The organism is Streptomyces sp. NPDC056144, from assembly GCF_042264145.1.
In the GTDB taxonomy this organism is placed as follows: Bacteria; Actinomycetota; Actinomycetes; order Streptomycetales; family Streptomycetaceae; genus Streptomyces.
Genome location: NZ_JBHJVF010000005.1, coordinates 79,024 through 96,542, shown reverse-complemented (window position 1 = coordinate 96,542; position 17,519 = coordinate 79,024). Strand labels below are relative to the sequence as shown.

14 protein-coding genes are annotated in these 17,519 nt (G+C 71.9%); 7 read left to right on the top strand and 7 right to left on the bottom strand.

What is annotated here, in order from left to right; translation table 11 throughout:
* The first annotated feature begins 147 nt into the window (after positions 1-147).
* On the top strand, positions 148-1,056 hold the full coding sequence (locus ACFC0Z_RS17195) for a sugar phosphate isomerase/epimerase family protein (protein ID WP_376438151.1): 909 nt from the start codon (positions 148-150) through the stop codon (positions 1,054-1,056).
* 272 nt (positions 1,057-1,328) lie between these two features.
* Positions 1,329-1,526, top strand: a complete 198-nt coding sequence (locus tag ACFC0Z_RS17190) for a MerR family transcriptional regulator (protein WP_360801188.1) — start codon at positions 1,329-1,331, stop codon at positions 1,524-1,526.
* Positions 1,527-1,576: 50 nt separating this feature from the next.
* On the opposite strand, the gene ACFC0Z_RS17185 is transcribed toward ACFC0Z_RS17190, so the two are convergent.
* Positions 1,577-3,862, bottom strand: a complete 2,286-nt coding sequence (locus ACFC0Z_RS17185; RefSeq protein ID WP_376438149.1) for an MMPL family transporter — start codon at positions 3,860-3,862, stop codon at positions 1,577-1,579.
* A gap of 164 nt (positions 3,863-4,026) precedes the next feature.
* On the opposite strand from ACFC0Z_RS17185, the gene ACFC0Z_RS17180 reads away from it, so the two are divergent.
* Positions 4,027-4,659: a TetR family transcriptional regulator gene (locus ACFC0Z_RS17180; RefSeq protein ID WP_376438147.1), complete on the top strand. Its 633-nt coding sequence runs from the start codon at positions 4,027-4,029 to the stop codon at positions 4,657-4,659.
* 32 nt (positions 4,660-4,691) lie between these two features.
* Here ACFC0Z_RS17180 and ACFC0Z_RS17175 read toward each other — a convergent pair whose 3' ends face one another.
* Positions 4,692-5,903, bottom strand: coding sequence for a cation:proton antiporter (locus tag ACFC0Z_RS17175; protein ID WP_376438145.1), 1,212 nt, complete (start codon positions 5,901-5,903; stop codon positions 4,692-4,694).
* 77 nt (positions 5,904-5,980) lie between these two features.
* Here ACFC0Z_RS17175 and ACFC0Z_RS17170 point away from each other — a divergent pair, with 77 nt between their 5' ends.
* From ACFC0Z_RS17170 to ACFC0Z_RS17160, 3 genes are all read left to right on the top strand, one after another.
* Complete coding sequence (locus ACFC0Z_RS17170) at positions 5,981-6,943, top strand: PrsW family intramembrane metalloprotease (protein ID WP_376438143.1); 963 nt, start codon at positions 5,981-5,983, stop codon at positions 6,941-6,943.
* A 59-nt stretch (positions 6,944-7,002) separates the two neighbouring features.
* The gene (locus ACFC0Z_RS17165; protein ID WP_360801173.1) at positions 7,003-7,227 is read left to right on the top strand and encodes a cation transporter; all 225 of its coding nucleotides are present in this window, start codon (positions 7,003-7,005) and stop codon (positions 7,225-7,227) included.
* Between the two features lie 73 nt (positions 7,228-7,300).
* Positions 7,301-9,511 carry a heavy metal translocating P-type ATPase gene (locus ACFC0Z_RS17160; RefSeq protein WP_376438141.1) on the top strand — a complete coding sequence of 737 codons (2,211 nt, stop codon included), beginning with the start codon at positions 7,301-7,303 and terminating at the stop codon, positions 9,509-9,511.
* A gap of 360 nt (positions 9,512-9,871) precedes the next feature.
* Here the strand turns inward: ACFC0Z_RS17160 and ACFC0Z_RS17155 are convergent, their stop codons facing one another.
* Together ACFC0Z_RS17155 and ACFC0Z_RS17150 are read right to left on the bottom strand one after the other, a co-directional pair.
* Positions 9,872-11,161: a citrate synthase gene (locus tag ACFC0Z_RS17155; protein WP_376438139.1), complete on the bottom strand. Its 1,290-nt coding sequence runs from the start codon at positions 11,159-11,161 to the stop codon at positions 9,872-9,874.
* Between the two features lie 179 nt (positions 11,162-11,340).
* A complete protein-coding gene (locus ACFC0Z_RS17150) occupies positions 11,341-13,575 on the bottom strand; it encodes an ATP-dependent RecD-like DNA helicase (RefSeq protein WP_376438138.1) in 2,235 nt (744 codons plus the stop codon).
* A 100-nt stretch (positions 13,576-13,675) separates the two neighbouring features.
* Here ACFC0Z_RS17150 and ACFC0Z_RS17145 point away from each other — a divergent pair, with 100 nt between their 5' ends.
* The gene (locus ACFC0Z_RS17145) at positions 13,676-14,155 is read left to right on the top strand and encodes a DUF937 domain-containing protein (protein WP_376438136.1); all 480 of its coding nucleotides are present in this window, start codon (positions 13,676-13,678) and stop codon (positions 14,153-14,155) included.
* A 116-nt stretch (positions 14,156-14,271) separates the two neighbouring features.
* Here ACFC0Z_RS17145 and ACFC0Z_RS17140 read toward each other — a convergent pair whose 3' ends face one another.
* The 3 genes from ACFC0Z_RS17140 to ACFC0Z_RS17130 are packed head-to-tail and all read right to left on the bottom strand — an operon-like array spanning position 14,272 to position 17,374.
* Positions 14,272-15,045, bottom strand: a complete 774-nt coding sequence (locus ACFC0Z_RS17140) for a sugar phosphate isomerase/epimerase family protein (RefSeq protein ID WP_376439132.1) — start codon at positions 15,043-15,045, stop codon at positions 14,272-14,274.
* Between the two features lie 26 nt (positions 15,046-15,071).
* Entirely contained in the window at positions 15,072-16,226 is a 1,155-nt protein-coding gene (locus ACFC0Z_RS17135) for a dihydrodipicolinate synthase family protein (protein WP_376438134.1), read from the bottom strand.
* Complete coding sequence (locus ACFC0Z_RS17130) at positions 16,223-17,374, bottom strand: Gfo/Idh/MocA family protein (RefSeq protein ID WP_376438132.1); 1,152 nt, start codon at positions 17,372-17,374, stop codon at positions 16,223-16,225. The genes ACFC0Z_RS17135 and ACFC0Z_RS17130 overlap by 4 nt, the downstream gene beginning before the upstream one ends.
* Positions 17,375-17,519: the final 145 nt, after the last annotated feature.

Here is a 17,519-nt window from a genome sequence, read left to right as displayed (position 1 = left end):
CACACGCCACCTCTCGCCGGGCCCCCGGGTCCAGGTCTAATCGGCGCCCCGGAGGCGTGTCAACGACATGTCCGGACATATGGTCGGCGGATCGGGGGCGGGCCGCCCGCTTGACGCCCCTCTCGGAACCCGGTCAAGGTGGCAGGCATGACGAAGCCGTCGCGTCCCTCCCGTATCCGAATCGGCTCCGCTCCGGACTCCTGGGGAGTCTGGTTCGCCGACGATCCGCGGCAGGTGCCGTGGCAGCGCTTCCTCGACGAGGTGTCCGGCGCCGGGTACGAGTGGATCGAGCTGGGACCGTACGGCTATCTGCCCACCGATCCGGCGGTCCTCGCGGAGGAGACCGCCCGGCGCGGGCTCCGGGTGTCGGCGGGGACGGTCTTCACCGGGCTCCACCACGGCCCGGCGGTCTGGGACCGCACCTGGGCGCACGTCGCCGAGAACGCGGCCCTCGCCCAGGCCGTGGGCGCCGGGCACCTCGTCGTCATCCCGGCCTTCTGGCGGGACGACCGGACGGGCGAGGTCCTGGAGGACCGGACGCTGACCGCGGGACAGTGGCGGGACCTGACCGGGCTGACGGAACGTCTGGGCCGCGAGGTACGGGAGCGGTACGGGCTGACGCTCGTCGTCCACCCGCACGCCGACACCCACATCGACGGCGAGGAGAGCGTGACCCGCTTCCTCGACGCGACGGACCCGGAGGCCGTCTCGCTCTGCCTGGACACCGGGCACTACGCGTACGCCGGCGGGGACAGCGTCAAGCTGATCGAGACCTACGGGGAGCGCCTCGGCTACCTCCACCTCAAGCAGGTCGACCCGGAGATCCTGGCCGAGGTGGTGGCCGACGGGGTGCCGTTCGGCCCGGCGGTGGCCCGGGGCGTGATGTGCGAGCCGCCGTCGGGGGTGCCGGACCTGGAGCCGGTGCTCGCCGCCGCGCGGGCCCTGGACGTGGACCTCTTCGCGATCGTCGAGCAGGACATGTACCCGTGCGAGCCGGACGTCCCGTACCCGATCGCCCTGCGCACCCGGCGCTTCCTCCGCTCCTGCGGCGCCTGACCGGCGCATACCTGCCTGACCTGGACCGACGCACGCGGACACACCGCCTTGGGCCATTCGCCGCGTGCGTCACTTCCGTCACGCCCGTCGCCCCCTCGTCACACCTGTCTCCGTTACGCGGGTTTTCCGTCACAGGCGCTCGACAGCCGCTCCCCTCCTGTCAGGGCGGGCCGTTGGACGGGCACAGGCTCAGTGATCACCAACGCCCGCCCGCAGCGCCCCCGAACGGCACCCCCTGCCGCCGCTGCGCGGTGAGCAGGGAGGTACCAGGCATGACGGACAGAAGCCTCTGGTCGTACAAGGACATCGCCGCGCACATCCGTGTGCAGCCCGACACCGTCCGCTCCTACCGGAAGCACGGACTCCTGCCGCCGCCCGACCGGGTCGAGTCGGGCAAGCCCTACTGGTACGCGGACACGATCCGCGCCTGGGTCGCGAGCCGCCCCGGCAACCGGGCCCGGCGCGACTGACCCGCCGCGGCCGGCCCCCGCGGCCGGCCCCCGCGACCGACCCGCCGCCCCTATCCGCCGACGGCGGCCGCCTCCCGGTCCTCCGGAGCGGCCGCCGCGGGCCCGTCGGACTCGCTGAGGCCGAAGCGGTCGTGGAAGCGGCGCAGCGGCCCGGGGGCCCACCAGGTGAAGCGGCCGGTCAGCTTCATGACGGCGGGGACGAGGAGGCTGCGGACCACCATCGCGTCCATGAGGACGGCGAGGGCGACGCCGAGGCCGAGCATCTTGGTGTTGGTGACCCGCGAGGTCCCGATGGCGACCATGACGACGGCGAGGATCACGGCGGCGGCGGTGATCAGCCCGCCGGTGCGGCTCAGGCCGAAGCGGACGGCGTGCTCGTGGTCGCCGGTGAGGTCGTACTCCTCCTTGACGCGGGAGAGCAGGAAGACCCCGTAGTCCATGGAGAGGCCGAAGGCCACGCAGAACATGAGGACGGGCAGGGTCGTCTCGATGTCGCCGGTCGCGGTGAAGCCGAGGAGTCCGGCGAGGTGGCCCTCCTGGAAGACCCAGACGACGGCGCCGAACATCGCCGTCAGGCTGAGGGCGTTGAGGACGACCGCCTGGACGGGTATGACGACGCTGCCGGTGAGCAGGAAGACCAGGAGCAGCGTGGCGAGGACGACGATCGCCGCCGCCCAGGGCAGCCGCTCGGCGAGGGCGTCCTTGGAGTCGACGAGGACGGCGGCCTGGCCGGTGACGGCGGTCTCGAAGGGGGCGTCCACGGAGCGCAGTTCGCCCACGACCCGCTGGGCGTCCGCGCCGACGGTCTCGCCCTCGGGCACGACGGTGAAGTACGCCCGGCCGGCCCCGGCCCCGGCGGTGACGGGCCCGTCGGCCCGGCCGACGCCGTCGAGGCCGGCGATCCGCTCCCGGTACTCCGCGTACTGCGCGGGGGTGGCCTGCCCCTCTGCGAGGACGGTGATCGTGCCGCCGGGGTTGCCGGGGAAGCCGTCCCGCAGCTCGTCCTGGACGATCCGGGAGGTGGCGGTGGCGGGGAGCTGGCGGTCGTCGGCGGTGCCGAACTTCACACCGAGGAAGGGCAGCCCGAGGAGGACGAGCCCGGCGGCGGTGAGGACGGCGAAGACGGGCGCCCGGCGCATGACGAGGTCGGCGGCCCGCGCCCAGCCCGCCCCTCCTGATCCCTCGCGGGAGGCCCGCTCGCGGGGAGCGCGTCCGCGCCGGACCAGGCGCCGCAGGTCGAGCGCGTTGACCCGGTCGCCGAGGAGCACGAGCGCCGCCGGGAGGAGGGTGAGCGCGGCGACGGCGGCGAGGACGACGACCGCGATGCCCGCGTAGGCGAAGGAGCGCAGGAAGTACTGCGGGAAGACGAGCATCGCGGAGAGCGAGACGGCGACGGTGAGGGCGGAGAAGAGCACGGTCCGCCCGGCGGTCCGCAGGGTGGTGCGGACGGCGGTGCGGGTGTCGGCCCCGGCGGCGAGCTCCTCGCGGTAGCGGCGGACGACGAACAGGGCGTAGTCGATGGCGAGGCCGAGGCCGAGCGCGGTCGTCAGGTTCTGCGCGAAGACGGAGACGTCGGTGAATTCGGTGATCCCGCGCAGGACGGCGTTGGTGCCGAGGATGGCGACGATGCCGACGCCGAGCGGGAGGAGGGCGGCGACGGCGCTGCCGAAGACCATGACGAGCAGGACGAGGGTGACGGGCAGGGCGATGAGCTCGGCCCGCAGCAGGTCCTCCTGGATGACCGTCTGCATCTCGTGGCGGACGGCGAGGCCGCCGCCGATGGTGACCTCGACGGGTCCGTGGGTGCCCCGGTACTCGGGGGCGATCCGGTCCAGGACCGCGGCGGCGTCCTTCTCCTCGCCGGCGATCCTGGCGGCGATGACGGCCCGGCGGCCGTCCTCGGAGCGGAGCGCGGGCGAGCCGGTCGACCAGTAGGAGCCGACGCCGTCGACCCCCGGCTCGGCGTCGAGCCGCTCGGCGAGCCGCCGCGCCTCGGCGGCGACGGCGGGCCCGTCCACCCCGGCGGTCCCGGTGTCCACGAGCAGGAGCAGGTTCGGCTGGGAGCCGGGGAACCGCTTGCCCAGCTCCTCCGTCGCGTACGTGGATTCGGCGGCCGGGTCCTCCCAGCCGCCGCTGCCCATCCGGTCGGCGACCCCGCCGCCGGCGAGCACGGCGAGCGCGGTGATCACCAGCGCGACGAGGAGCGTGAGGCGCGGTCGCGCGGTGACGAACCGCGTCCAGCCGCCGCCACGGGCCGCGACCCCGTCACCCGTGGCCCCGCCGCCGCCCGCGGGGGCGCGGCCCCCGCCGGAGGTTGATTTCTTGACTTCGGCCATGACGCGGTGTCCCCTTCACCTGACCCATGTGCGCGCTTCCCGGCAGGTCACATGGGTCGCCCATTGCCATAGACTGGCAAACACGAGTGATCACTCGCGTTTCCCAAGAATGCGAGCGACCTCTCGCGTTTGTCAACCGCGTTGAGGAGAGCTGGGGACAACTCATGTCCGACGAGGAACCGAAGCAGCAGCCGCGCCGCCAGGCGCGCGGCGAGCGCCGCATCGCGCAGCTGCTCCAGGCCGCCGCGAACGTCTTCTGCGCGAACGGGTACACGGCCGCCAGCACCAACGCGATCGCCCGCGAGGCGCACGTCTCGCCGGGCACGCTCTACCAGTACTTCCCGAACAAGGAGGCCATCGCGATAGAGCTCGGCGAGCGCCTCATGAGCGAGATGCGCGAGGCCCACGGCCAGGCGTTCACCCCCCGGAACCTCGAACTGCCGCTGCCCGAGCTCCTCGACGTCGTCGTCGACCCGATGATCGAGTTCAACTGCGAGAACCCGGTCTTCCTCGCCCTCATGCACGGCTCCGAGGTCCCCGGCCGGATCGCCGAGGAGCACGACGCGCTGCACGCCTCCCTGCTGGCCCGGGTGCAGGAGGTCATCGCCCACTACGCCCCCACCACCCCCGGCGAGGAGCGCGCCCGCGTCGCCGACATGACGTTCGCGATCTTCAAGGGCGGCCTCGGCCTGGTCCTCGCCGCCCCCGAGGGCCCCGAGCGCGACGCGACGGTCACGGAGCTGAAGAACGTCCTGCTCCGCTACCTGTCCCCCCTAACCGTCGACCAGCCCCTCTGACCGCCGACCAGTCCCCCTGACCGCCGGTCAGGTCACCACGCCTCCGACCCGCTGACCGCGTCCTTCGGAAGCTCCTCCCCCTTCCCGCCCCGCGCCTTCAGGGCGAGCAGCGGGAAGACGAGCACGGAGACCATGCCGGCCCCGACGAGCGCCGCCGCGTCGCCCGCCGAGAGCTCGTGGTCGTCCACGCCGATGGTCGTGATCGCGACGACGAGCGGCAGCGCCGTGGAGCCGTACAGGACGAGCGCGCCCCGGTCGGGCCGGTCGAGGTCGCGCGGGGCGAGGAACCAGATCGGCATCCCGCGCACCAGCAGGAAGAGCACCAGGAAGACCGGGAGCAGGATCAGTGTCCGGCCGCCGGCGAGGAGCGAGTCCAGGTCGAACTCGATCCCGGTGACGACGAAGAAGACCGGGACGAGGAAGCCGAAGCCGACCGCCTCGATCTTCCCCAGGATCTCGGGGCCCGACTCCGGGGCCGCCCCGGTGAGGACGAGCCGGGTGATGAGTCCGGCCGCGAACGCGCCGAGCAGGACGTCGAGGCCGAGCGCCGTCGACGCGCCGAGCATGAGGGCGAGCAGCAGGAAGACGAAGCGGATGGCGAACTGCCCGCTGCTGTGGAGGGTCTTGGCGATGACGTTCGAGAACCAGGGCGGGCGCGGACGCAGCGCCCAGTAGACGGCCCCCGCCGTCAGCGCCGCGAAGACCGCGAGGAGCACGGTGGATTCGGCGGCGGCGCGCCCGCTGAGCAGCAGCGCCATCGCGATGATCGGCCCGAACTCGCCGACCGCGCCGAAGGCCATGACGACGGAGCCGAACCGGCCGTGGAGCTGGCCGGAGTCGCGGAGCACGGGCAGGACGGTGCCGAGCGCGGTACTGGTGAGCGCGACGCCGATGAAGACGCCCTTGGCCCAACCGCCGCCCAGCAGTATCCCCGTGCCGAGTCCGAGGGCGAGGGCGGCGACCCAGGCCCAGACCGCCCGCTTGAGGGTGTCGCCGCGGACCTTGCCGAACTCGATCTCGTACCCCGCGAGGAAGATCAGCATGGTGAGGCCGAGTTCGGAGAGCGCGTCGATCACCACGTCCGGATGCGCCCAGCCGAGCACGTCGGGGCCGATGACGATGCCGAGCAGGATCTCGAAGATGACGAGCGGTACGGGGATTCTGCGGCCGACTCCGTAGGCCAGCAGCGGCGCCAGGACGGCGATCGCCATGATCAGAACGAGCGTGCTCCCCGAATGCGACATAACGGGTATTTACCATAAGCTCCGCCCATACGCCTCCGTCAGGTGCCCTGTCGGCGGAGGGACTTGGAGGTCTTCCCGTGCACGAGTACCCGCCCCGCACCCACACGTCCCCACCTCCCCCTCCCCCGGCCGCCCCGCCGACCCCGCAGCCCCGCCCCGGCCTGTGGAAGCGCTGCCTCTGGGGCGGCCTCGCCCTCTGGGTCCTGACGGCGGTCGTCACGTACGCCACCGAGAACACCACCCTGCTCCCGACCCTCATCCTGCTCGGCAGCTTCCTCGTCCCGGCCGTCTTCGTCCTGTGGGCGTACGAGCGGCACGGTCAGGACTTCGGCGTGCCGGTCATCCTGGGCTGCTTCCTCACCGGCGGCATCCTCGGCGTGCTCGGCGCCTCGGTCATGGAGTACTACCTGCTCCACCCCTCCCTCTGGATCTTCCTGGGGGTCGGCCTCATCGAGGAGGCGGTGAAGCTCGTCGCCCTGATGTTCGTCGTGCGCCGCTACCCGGGCCTGCGCGGGGTCCGCGCCGGCATCGTCCTCGGCGGCACGGTCGGCTTCGGCTTCGCGGCGTTCGAGAGCGCGGGGTACGCGTTCAACGCCGCCGTCACCATGGACGGCATCGACCTGCGCTCGCTCCTGGAGACCGAGATCCTGCGCGGCGTCCTCGCCCCCTTCGGCCACGGCCTGTGGACGGCCATCGCCGGCGGCGTCCTGTTCGCCTTCCGCCGCCCCGACGGCCGCTTCCGCTTCACGGGGGCCGTCATCGGCACGTACCTCGGCGTCGCGGTGCTGCACGCGCTCTGGGACTCGATGCACGGCATCGCGCTCTGGCTGGTGCTCCGGGTGACCACCACGGACCTCGACCGCTCGCTCTTCGCGCAGGGCTACCTCCCGCAGCCCACCGATCAGCAGGAGCACCTCTTCACGCTCTTCTCCGTGGGCGGGCTCGCCCTGGTGACCCTGGTAGGACTGGTGTGGCTGAGGTCCCTCGCGCGACGCGACCGGGATCCATACGCGGCCCGTGCACGCATTCATACCCCCTAGGGGTATACTCTGGAGTCGTAGGCCCCGAACCACCGGATGAACCCCCGAAGGAGAGCGCCATGACCGCCGAGACGCAGACCGAACTCACCACCGTCTACCAGGTCAAGGGCATGACCTGCGGCCACTGCGAAGGCGCCGTCTCCTCCGAGATCTCCGAGCTCCCCGGCGTCTCCTCGGTCACCGCCGTCGCCAAGACCGGCGAGGTCACCGTCGTCTCCGCCGCCCCGCTCGACGTGGAGGCCGTGCGCGCCGCCGTCGACGAGGCCGGTTACGAGCTGGTCTGACCGCTCGCTCCCCCGCACCCCGCAGGGTCGTACGGTTGTCCCGTACGGCCCTGCTCTCGTTTGGGAACCACTCATGAGCCTCACGACCACCGAGCTGACGATCGGCGGGATGACCTGCGCCTCCTGCGCCGCCCGCGTCGAGAAGAAGCTCAACCGGATGGACGGCGTGACGGCCACCGTCAACTACGCCACCGAGAAGGCGCACGTCGAGCACGCGCCCGAGGTCGGCGTCGACGAGCTGATCGCCACCGTGGTGAAGACCGGGTACACGGCGGAGGAACCCGCGCCGCCCGAGCCGGAGACCCCCGGGGCCGAGGGCGACGAGGCGGACCCCGAGCTCGCCTCGCTCCGGCAGCGGCTCCTCGTCTCCGCGCTCCTCTCCGCGCCGGTGGTCCTGCTCGCGATGGTCCCCTCCCTCCAGTTCGACAACTGGCAGTGGCTCTCGCTGACCCTCGCCTCGCCCGTCGTCGTCTGGGGCGGCCTGCCCTTCCACCGGGCCGCCTGGACCAACCTCCGGCACGGCGCCGCCACCATGGACACCCTCGTCTCGGTCGGCACCCTCGCTGCCTACGGCTGGTCCCTGTGGGCCCTCTTCCTCGGCGACGCCGGCATGCCCGGCATGCGCCACGGCTTCGACCTCACCGCCGACCGCGCCCACGCCTCCTCCTCCATCTACCTGGAGGTCGCCGCCGGCGTCGTCACCTTCATCCTCCTCGGCCGCTACCTGGAGGCCCGCGCCAAGCGGAAGGCGGGCACCGCCCTGCGGGCCCTGATGGAGCTCGGCGCCAAGGACGTGGCCGTCATGAAGGACGGCAGGGAGGTACGGGTGCCGGTCACCGCGCTGCGCACCGGCGACCTCTTCGTCGTACGGCCCGGGGAGAAGATCGCCACCGACGGCACCGTCACCGAGGGCGCGTCCGCCGTCGACGCCTCGCTCCTCACCGGCGAATCGGTTCCCCTGGACGTCACCCCGGGCTCCACCGTCACCGGCGGCTGCGTCAACGTCTCCGGGCGGCTCGTCGTCGAGGCGACCCGCGTCGGCGCCGACACCCAGCTCGCCCGCATGGCGAGGCTCGTCGAGGACGCCCAGAACGGCAAGGCCGACGTGCAGCGGCTCGCCGACCGCGTCTCCGCCGTCTTCGTCCCGGCCGTCCTCCTGATCGCCCTCGGCACCCTCGTGACCTGGCTGCTCGCGACCGACGACGTCACGGCCGCGTTCACCGCGGCCGTCGCCGTCCTGATCATCGCCTGCCCCTGCGCCCTCGGCCTCGCGACGCCGACCGCCCTCATGGTCGGCACCGGCCGGGGCGCGCAGCTCGGCATCCTCATCAAGGGCCCCGAGGTCCTGGAGTCGACCCGCGAGGTCGACACGATCGTCCTCGACAAGACCGGCACCGTCACCACCGGCCGCATGACCCTGACCGGCGTCCACGCCCTCGGCTCCACCGACGAGACCGAGCTCCTGCGGCTCGCGGGCGCCCTGGAGCACTCCTCCGAGCACCCGGTCGCCCGTGCCGTCGCGGCCGGCGCCGCCGAGCGGTGCGGCGAGCTCCCCGTACCGAAGACCTTCGAGAACGTCCCCGGCCTCGGCGTGCGCGGCTCCGTCGAGGGCCGTCTCGTCCTCGTCGGGCGCCCCGCCCTGCTCGCGGCGGAGGGCGTCGAGGTGCCGGGCGCGACGGGACCGGACGCGGCGGAGCCCGGCGCCGTCCACGTCGCCTGGGACGGGGTCGCCCGGGGCACCCTGACCGTCGCCGACACCGTCAAGGACACCAGCGCCGAGGCCGTCGCCCGGCTGCGCGGCCTCGGCCTGCGGCCCGTCCTGCTCACCGGCGACCACCGGACCGTCGCGGAGGCGGTCGCCGCCGAGGTCGGCATCGACGAGGTGATCGCGGAGGTCCTGCCGGAGGAGAAGGCCGAGGTCGTCCGGCGGCTCCAGGCGGAGGGCCGGACGGTCGCGATGGTCGGCGACGGCGTGAACGACGCCGCCGCGCTCGCCACGGCCGACCTGGGGATCGCGATGGGAACGGGCACGGACGCGGCCATCGAGGCGAGCGACCTGACCCTCGTACGGGGAGACCTGCGGGTCGCGGCGGACGCCATCCGGCTCTCCCGGCGCACCCTCGCGACGATCAAGGGCAACCTGGTCTGGGCCTTCGGCTACAACGTCGCCGCGCTGCCGCTGGCCGCGGCGGGACTCCTCAATCCGATGATCGCCGGACTGGCCATGGCCTTTTCGTCCGTCTTCGTCGTCTCCAACAGCCTGCGACTGCGCCGGTTCGCGTGAATTCACTTACGTGTGACGCACAGGACCTTCACAAGGAGACCTAGATCACAGATATTGGGGGGTAACCATCTGGGCTGCTCGTGAGTCTAAGTGGGCGATGCCGAGAACGTCTTGGGGGACGTTCGTGGAATGTCTTGGGGGATGTTCCTAGGCAAGCGTTGGCGCTGGGGTGCGTACCGGGGAGCTTGAGCGGCCCTCCCGTACGTACCCCGGCAGGCCGCGCCCAGGCGCCCGGCCCGGATCCCGTGGGGGGAATCCGCACCGGGATATGGGAAGCGCCCCGCTCGTCGACCCGTGGGGGGATCGACAGGCGGGGCGCTTCTGTACCGCTTGAGCCGTTACCGCTTGAGTCGTTCGGGCTCAGCGCTCGTCGACCGGAACGAAGTCGCGGAGGACCTCACCCGTGTAGATCTGGCGCGGGCGGCCGATGCGGGAGCCGGGCTCCTTGATCATCTCGTGCCACTGGGCGATCCAGCCGGGAAGGCGGCCGAGCGCGAAGAGCACGGTGAACATCTCGGTCGGGAAGCCCATCGCGCGGTAGATGAGGCCCGTGTAGAAGTCCACGTTCGGGTAGAGGTTGCGCGAGACGAAGTACTCGTCGGAGAGCGCGTGCTCCTCCAGCTTGAGCGCGATGTCCAGGAGCGCGTCGTCCTTGCCGAGCGCCGAGAGGACGTCGTGCGCCGCCGCCTTGATGATCTTGGCGCGCGGGTCGAAGGACTTGTACACCCGGTGGCCGAAGCCCATCAGGCGGACGCCGTCCTCCTTGTTCTTCACCTTGCGGATGAAGGAGTCGACATCGCCGCCGTTGGCCTGGATGCCTTCGAGCATCTCCAGGACCGACTGGTTGGCGCCGCCGTGCAGCGGGCCCCACAGGGCCGAGATACCGGCGGAGATCGAGGCGAACATGTTCGCCTGCGAGGAGCCGACCAGACGCACGGTGGAGGTCGAACAGTTCTGCTCGTGGTCCGCGTGCAGGATCAGCAGCTTGTCGAGCGCGGAGACGACGACCGGGTCGAGCTCGTACTCCTGCGCGGGGACCGAGAAGGTCATGCGCAGGAAGTTCTCGACGTACCCGAGGTCGTTGCGCGGGTAGACGAAGGGGTGGCCGATCGACTTCTTGTACGCGTACGCCGCGATCGTCGGCAGCTTGGCGAGCAGCCGGATCGTGGAGAGGTGACGCTGCTTCTCGTCGAACGGGTTGTGGCTGTCCTGGTAGAAGGTGGACAGCGCGGAGACCACCGAGGACAGCATGGCCATCGGGTGGGCGTCCCGCGGGAAGCCGCGGAAGAAGTTCTTGACGTCCTCGTGGACCAGCGTGTGCTGCGTGATCTCGTTCTGGAAGGTCGACAGCTCGTCGGCCTTCGGCAGCTCGCCGTTGATCAGCAGGTAGGCCACCTCAAGGAAGGTGGAGCTCTCCGCGAGCTGCTCGATGGGGTAGCCGCGGTACCGCAGAATCCCCTGCTCACCGTCGAGGTAGGTGATCGCGGATTTATAGGCGGCGGTGTTGCCGTATCCGCTGTCCAGGGTGACCAGTCCGGTCTGGGCTCGGAGTTTCCCGATGTCGAAGCCCTTGTCGCCGACGGTGCTCTCGACCACCGGGTAGGTGTATTCACCGTCCGCGTACCGCAGTACTACAGAGTTGTCGCTCACGTCATCCCTCACCGACGTAGTGCCTCTTCTTCGAGGTGCCCTGACTGTCTCTACCATCCCCCATTTGGCTCAGGAGAGTGCACTCGGGGTCGACCATTGGGCCAATCGGCGGCACTCAGTGCCGCCAACCTTCATATCCTGCCCCCTTCGCCCCGGTTCCGGTACCCCTCCGTGATCTTTCACACGACGGCGCCCCCTGTGAGCCGGTGGGACAGTGCGGTAAAGCGCCGTCCGGCCGAGACCGTGCGGACGGCCTGGGCGATGGCACGGCGGGAACCGACCAGGACGACGAGCTTCTTCGCCCGCGTCACCGCCGTGTAGAGCAGATTGCGCTGGAGCATCATCCAGGCACTCATCGTGACCGGGATCACGACGGCGGGGTACTCGCTGCCCTGCGAACGATGGATGGTGACCGCGTACGCGTGGGCGAGTTCGTCCAGCTCGTCGAAGTCGTACGGCACCTCCTCGTCCTCGTCCGTGACGACGGTGAGGCGCTGCTCGACGGGGTCGAGGGCGGTGACGACGCCGACCGTGCCATTGAAGACGCCGTTGGCCCCCTTGTCATAGTTGTTTCTGATCTGGGTCACCTTGTCGCCGACGCGGAAGACCCGGCCGCCGAACCTCTTCTCGGGGAGGTCCGGACGGGCCGGGGTGATGACCTGCTGGAGCAGCCCGTTGAGGGAGCCCGCTCCGGCCGGGCCGCGGTGCATCGGGGCCAGAACCTGGACATCCCGGCGCGGGTCGAGGCCGAACTTGGCCGGAATCCGCCGGGCCGCGACGTCCACGGCGACCCGGGCGGCGTCCTCCGTCTCCTCCTCGACGAAGAGGAAGAAGTCCGGGAGGCCCTGGGTGAGGGGCGGGGTGCCGGCGTTGATCCGGTGGGCGTTGGTGACCACGCCGGACTGCTGCGCCTGCCGGAAGATCCGGGTCAGCCGCACCGCCGGTACGGGGCTGCCGGGGGCGAGCAGATCGCCGAGGACCTCGCCCGCGCCGACCGACGGCAGCTGGTCGACGTCCCCGACGAGAAGCAGGTGGGCACCGGGCGCCACGGACTTGACCAGCTTGTTCGCGAGGAGCAGGTCGAGCATGGAGGCCTCGTCGACCACGACGAGGTCGGCGTCGAGCGGCCGGTCCCGGTCGTAGGCGGCGTCCCCGCCCGGCTTGAGCTCCAGGAGCCGGTGGACGGTCGAGGCCTCGGCGCCGGTCAGCTCGGCGAGGCGCTTGGCGGCCCGGCCCGTGGGGGCGGCGAGGACGACCTTCGCCTTCTTGGCGCGGGCCAGCTCCACGATCGAGCGGACCGTGAAGGACTTGCCGCAGCCGGGTCCGCCGGTCAGGACCGCGACCTTGCGGGTCAGGGCGAGCCGGACCGCCTCCTCCTGCTCGGGGGCGAGCGTCGCCCCCGTACGGTCCGCGAGCCAGGCGAGGGCCTTGTCCCAGGCGACGTCACGGAAGCCCGGCATCCGGTCCTCCTCGGCGCGCAGCAGGCGGCCGAGCTGCCCGGCGAGCGAGAGCTCGGCCCGGTGGAAGGGGATGAGGTAGACGGCGGTGACCGGCGCGCCCTCGGGGCCGGGCACCTGCTCCCGTACGACCCCCTCGGGGTCCTCGGCGAGCTCGGCGAGGCACTCGATGACGAGGCCCGTGTCCACCTGGAGCAGCTTCACGGCGTCCGCGATGAGGCGCTCCTCGGGGAGGAAGCAGTGCCCCTGGTCGGTGGACTGCGACAGCGCGTACTGGAGGCCGGCCTTCACCCGGTCCGGGCTGTCGTGCGGGATGCCGACGGACTGGGCGATCTTGTCGGCGGTGAGGAAGCCGATGCCCCAGACGTCGGCGGCGAGGCGGTAGGGCTGGTTCCGCACGACGGAGATGGAGGCGTCCCCGTACTTCTTGTAGATCCGCACGGCGATGGAGGTGGAGACCCCGACGCCCTGGAGGAAGACCATCACCTCCTTGATCGCCTTCTGCTCCTCCCAGGCGGCCATGATCTTCTTGGTCCGCTTGGGGCCGAGCCCGGGGACCTCGATCAGCCGCCCCGGGGCCTCTTCGAGGACGTCGAGGGTGTCGAGCCCGAAGTGCTGCGTGATCCGGTCGGCGAAGACGGGGCCGATGCCCTTGACGAGCCCGGAGCCGAGATAGCGGCGGATGCCCTGGATGGTGGCGGGGAGGAGGGTCGTGTAGTTGTCGACGCTGAACTGCTTCCCGTACTGCGGATGGGAGCCCCAGCGGCCCTCCATCCGCAGCGACTCCCCCGGCTGGGCGCCGAGCAGCGCGCCGACGACGGTGAGCAGGTCCCCGGCGCCGCGCCCGGTGTCGACCCGCGCGACCGTGTACCCGCTCTCCTCGTTGGCGTACGTGATCCGTTCGAGGACCCCTTCGACGACTGCCGTACGGGCAGGCTCGCGACCTTCGTTGGACATGGGGCGACCGTAGCGAAGGGGACGGACAGCGCGGGGCGGGCCTGTGGACAACCCGCTTCCCGGGGTGCCGGGAAACGGGAGGAACCGTAGCGTTTCGGTCATGAGTGAATCGACTGACCCCTCATTCCAGGACGACGTCCTCTCCGAGCTCGGCGACGACCGGCTCCAGGAGATCGCCGGACTGCTCGGCACGGACGCGGACGGGGCCCGGCAGCTCGTGGACAGTTCGGTCACCGAGCTCTCCGGCGAACTGCGCCAGGCGGCGGCCGAACCGGGCAGCGCGGACGAGGTGAAGGCCGCCGTCGACGAGGTGACCTCCCCCGAACCGCCCCTCCAGGGCGTCGCCACCCTCGGCGGCCTCGCGGCGGGCGGCCTGATGGCCGGCGTGCTCGCGAAGCTCGCCAGACCGGCGGCGAACGCGGTCGCCAAGCGCACGGGCCTCCCCCCGGCCACGGTGAACCGCGCCGTCGACATCCTCGTCCCCGTCGTCATCGCCGCCCTGACCAAGCGCGCGGCATCCAAGAAGGGCGGCGCGGGCGGCCTGGGCGATCTGCTCGGCGGGGGCGGCGCGAAGAAGTAGGAGTGCCGCCCGGCCCCGCACGGCCGGGCGGCTCTTCCGTGCTCCTCGGGGCCCCTCCGCACAAGGGGTCGCGCCGAGGCGTCCGTCAGGCCCTCAGGCCTCAGGCCCTCAAGCCCTCAGACCGCCAGGAAGCGGTCCAGGGTCTCCTCCAGGAGCTCCACGCCGTCCCTCGCCCACAGGTGGTCGTTGAAGAGTTCGACCTCCACCGGGCCCTCGTAGCCGGCCTCTTCGAGCATGGCGGACCAGGCTCGGAGATCGATCGAGCCCGTGCCGAGCTGGCCCCGGCCGTTGAGGACGCCCTCCGGGAGGGGGGTCGTCCAGTCGGCGAGCTGGAAGGAGTGGATGCGGCCGGCCGCGCCCGCGCGCTCCACCGCCGCCGGGGCCCGGTCGTCCCACCACAGGTGGTACGTGTCGACGGTGACGCCGACCTGGTCGGCGGGGAAACGTTCCGCGATCTCCAGGGCCTGGTCCAGGGTCGACACCGCGCAGCGGTCGGAGGCGTACATCGGGTGGAGGGGTTCGACGGCGAGGCGGACGCCGCGCTCCCCCGCGTACGGGGCCAGTGCGGCGATCGCCTCCGTGATGCGGGCCCGCGCCGACGGGAGGTCGGGGCAGGACGGGGTCAGGCCGCCCGAGACCAGGACGAGGGTGTCCGTGCCGAGCGTCACCGCCTCGTCGATCGCCGCGCGGTTCTCCGCCTCCCAGCCGTCCGCCGTGAAGAAGCCGCCCCGGCAGAGGGTGGTGACGGCGAGGCCCGCCTCCCGTACGAGCGCGGCGGCGGCCTCGACCCCGTACGCCCTGACGGGTTCGCGCCACAGGCCCACGCCGGGGACGCCGAGCCGGACGCACTCCGCGACCAGGTCGGGGAGGGCGAGCTGCTTCACCGTCATCTGGTTGATGCTGAAGCGGTCGAGGTTCACCGGCCGGCTCCGTACACCGTGAGGAGGGCGCGCATCCGGGACTCCGCGAGCCCCGGGTCCGGGAACAGGCCCAGACCGTCGGCGAGTTCGTACGCCCTCGCCAGGTGCGGCAGCGAGCGGGCGGACTGGAGGCCGCCGACCATCGTGAAGTGCTCCTGGTGGCCCGCGAGCCAGGCGAGGAGGACCACGCCCGTCTTGTAGAAGCGGGTGGGGGGCTGGAAGAGGTGGCGGGAGAGGGCGACGGTGGGGTCGAGGATCTTGCGGAAGCCTTCCGTGTCCCCCGTGTCGAGGGTGCGCACCGCCTCCGCCGCCAGCGGCGCCAGCGGGTCGAAGATGCCGAGGAGGGCGTGGCTGAAGCCCTGTTCGTCGCCCGCGATCAGCTCCGGGTAGTGGAAGTCGTCGCCCGTGTAGCAGCGGACGCCCTCCGGGAGGCGGCGGCGGAGCCCGACCTCGCGACGGGCGTCGAGGAGCGAGACCTTGATGCCGTCGACCTTGTCGGGGTGGGCCGCGATCACGTCGAGGAAGGTCTCCGTCGCCGCGTCCAGGTCCGCCGAGCCCCAGTAGCCGTCGAGCGCGGGATCGAACATCGGGCCCAGCCAGTGCAGGATCACCGGCTCGCTCGCCTGGCGGAGCAGGTGCCCGTACAGGTCGAGGTAGTCCTCCGGGCCTGCCGCCACGGCGGCGAGCGCGCGCGAGGCCATGAGGACGGCCCGCGCGCCCGACTCCTCGACGACGGCGAGCTGTTCCTCGTACGCCGCCCGGATCTCGGGGAGGGTCGCCGGCCCGGTGAGCTGGTCGGTGCCGACGCCGCAGGCGATCGGTCCGCCGACGGCCCTGGCCTCGGCGCCCGAGCGGCGGATCAGCTCCGCCGCGCCCGCCCAGTCGAGGCCCATCCCGCGCTGCGCGGTGTCCATCGCCTCCGCGACGCCGAGGCCGTGGGACCAGAGGTGGCGGCGGAAGGCGAGGGTGGCGTCCCAGTCGACGGCGGCGGGCGAGTCCGGGGTCGTGTCGGCGCCCGGGTCGGCGACGACGTGCGCGGCGGAGAAGACCGCCCGGGAGGTCAGCGGGCCGGTCGCGGCGAGCGCGAGCGGCTCCGTACGCGGGGTGTACGCGCGCGTGGAGCCGTCCGGGAGCGGCAGGCGCAGCGTCACAGGGCCACCTCCGGGACGTCGAGGCGACGGCCCTCGGCGGCGGACCTCAGGCCCAGCTCGGCGAGCTGGACGCCGCGCGCGCCGGCGAGGAGGTCCCAGTGGTACGGCTCGTCGAGCGCGACGTGCCGCAGGAAGAGCTCCCACTGCGCCTTGAAGCCGTTGTCGAACTCGGCGTTGTCGGGGACCTCCTGCCACTGGTCGCGGAAGGACTCGGTGACGGGGATGTCGGGGTTCCAGACGGGCTTCGGGGTGGCCGAGCGGTGCTGGACGCGGCAGCCGCGCAGGCCGGCGACGGCGGAGCCGTGGGTGCCGTCGACCTGGAACTCGACGAGCTCGTCGCGGTGGACGCGGACCGCCCAGGAGGAGTTGATCTGGGCGATCGCGCCGCCCTCCAGCCGGAAGACGCCGTAGGCGGCGTCGTCGGCGGTGGCGGCGTACGGCTTGCCCTGCTCGTCCCAGCGCTGCGGGACGTGCGTGGCGACGTGCGCGGAGACGCTCGTGACGCGGCCGAAGAGCTCGTGGAGCACGTACTCCCAGTGCGGGAACATGTCGACGACGATGCCGCCGCCGTCCTCGGCGCGGTAGTTCCAGCTGGGGCGCTGGGCGTCCTGCCAGTCGCCCTCGAAGACCCAGTAGCCGAACTCGCCCCGGACCGACAGGATCTCGCCGAAGAAGCCGCCGTCGATGAGCCGCTTGAGCTTGAGCAGGCCCGGGAGGAACAGCTTGTCCTGGACGACTCCGTGCTTGACGCCCTTCTCGGTGGCGCGGCGGGCGAGGCCGAGGGCGCCGGCGAGGTCGGCGGCGGTGGGCTTCTCCGTGTAGAGGTGCTTTCCGGCGTCGATGGCCTTGGTGAGGGCGTCGACGCGGGCGGAGGTGACCTGGGCGTCGAAGTAGACGTCGATCGTGTCGTCGGCGAGGACGGCGTCGAGGTCGGTGGACCACTCGGTGAGGCCGTGGCGCTCGGCGAGGGCGCGCAGGGCGTGCTCGCGGCGGCCGACGAGGACGGGCTCGGGCCAGAGGGTCTCGCCGTTGCCGAGGTCGAGGCCGCCCTGTTCGCGCAGGGCGAGGATCGAGCGGACGAGGTGCTGGCGGTAGCCCATGCGTCCGGTGACGCCGTTCATGGCGATGCGGACTGTCCTGCGTGTCACGGAAGGTTCCTCTCCCCGGTGTGCCGCGCCCTCGACGACAGACGAAACGCCTTCGACGGCAGATGAACGCTTTCGAAAGAAAGCGCTTTCTATCGGAGATGACGCTAGCCTGCCGACATCACGGTCGACAAGGGCTCTGGAGGTA

What these genes read in the sequence shown, in the direction of transcription:
- ACFC0Z_RS17195 (WP_376438151.1), top strand. Translation starts at nt 148, where the DNA reads ATGACGAAGCCGTCGCGTCCCTCCCGTATCCGAATCGGCTCCGCTCCG.
- ACFC0Z_RS17190 (WP_360801188.1), top strand. Translation starts at nt 1,329, where the DNA reads ATGACGGACAGAAGCCTCTGGTCGTACAAGGACATCGCCGCGCACATC.
- ACFC0Z_RS17185 (WP_376438149.1), bottom strand. Translation starts at nt 3,862, where the DNA reads ATGGCCGAAGTCAAGAAATCAACCTCCGGCGGGGGCCGCGCCCCCGCG.
- ACFC0Z_RS17180 (WP_376438147.1), top strand. Translation starts at nt 4,027, where the DNA reads ATGTCCGACGAGGAACCGAAGCAGCAGCCGCGCCGCCAGGCGCGCGGC.
- ACFC0Z_RS17175 (WP_376438145.1), bottom strand. Translation starts at nt 5,903, where the DNA reads ATGTCGCATTCGGGGAGCACGCTCGTTCTGATCATGGCGATCGCCGTC.
- ACFC0Z_RS17165 (WP_360801173.1), top strand. Translation starts at nt 7,003, where the DNA reads ATGACCGCCGAGACGCAGACCGAACTCACCACCGTCTACCAGGTCAAG.
- ACFC0Z_RS17160 (WP_376438141.1), top strand. Translation starts at nt 7,301, where the DNA reads ATGAGCCTCACGACCACCGAGCTGACGATCGGCGGGATGACCTGCGCC.
- ACFC0Z_RS17150 (WP_376438138.1), bottom strand. Translation starts at nt 13,575, where the DNA reads ATGTCCAACGAAGGTCGCGAGCCTGCCCGTACGGCAGTCGTCGAAGGG.
- ACFC0Z_RS17145 (WP_376438136.1), top strand. Translation starts at nt 13,676, where the DNA reads ATGAGTGAATCGACTGACCCCTCATTCCAGGACGACGTCCTCTCCGAG.
- ACFC0Z_RS17140 (WP_376439132.1), bottom strand. Translation starts at nt 15,045, where the DNA reads ATGACGGTGAAGCAGCTCGCCCTCCCCGACCTGGTCGCGGAGTGCGTC.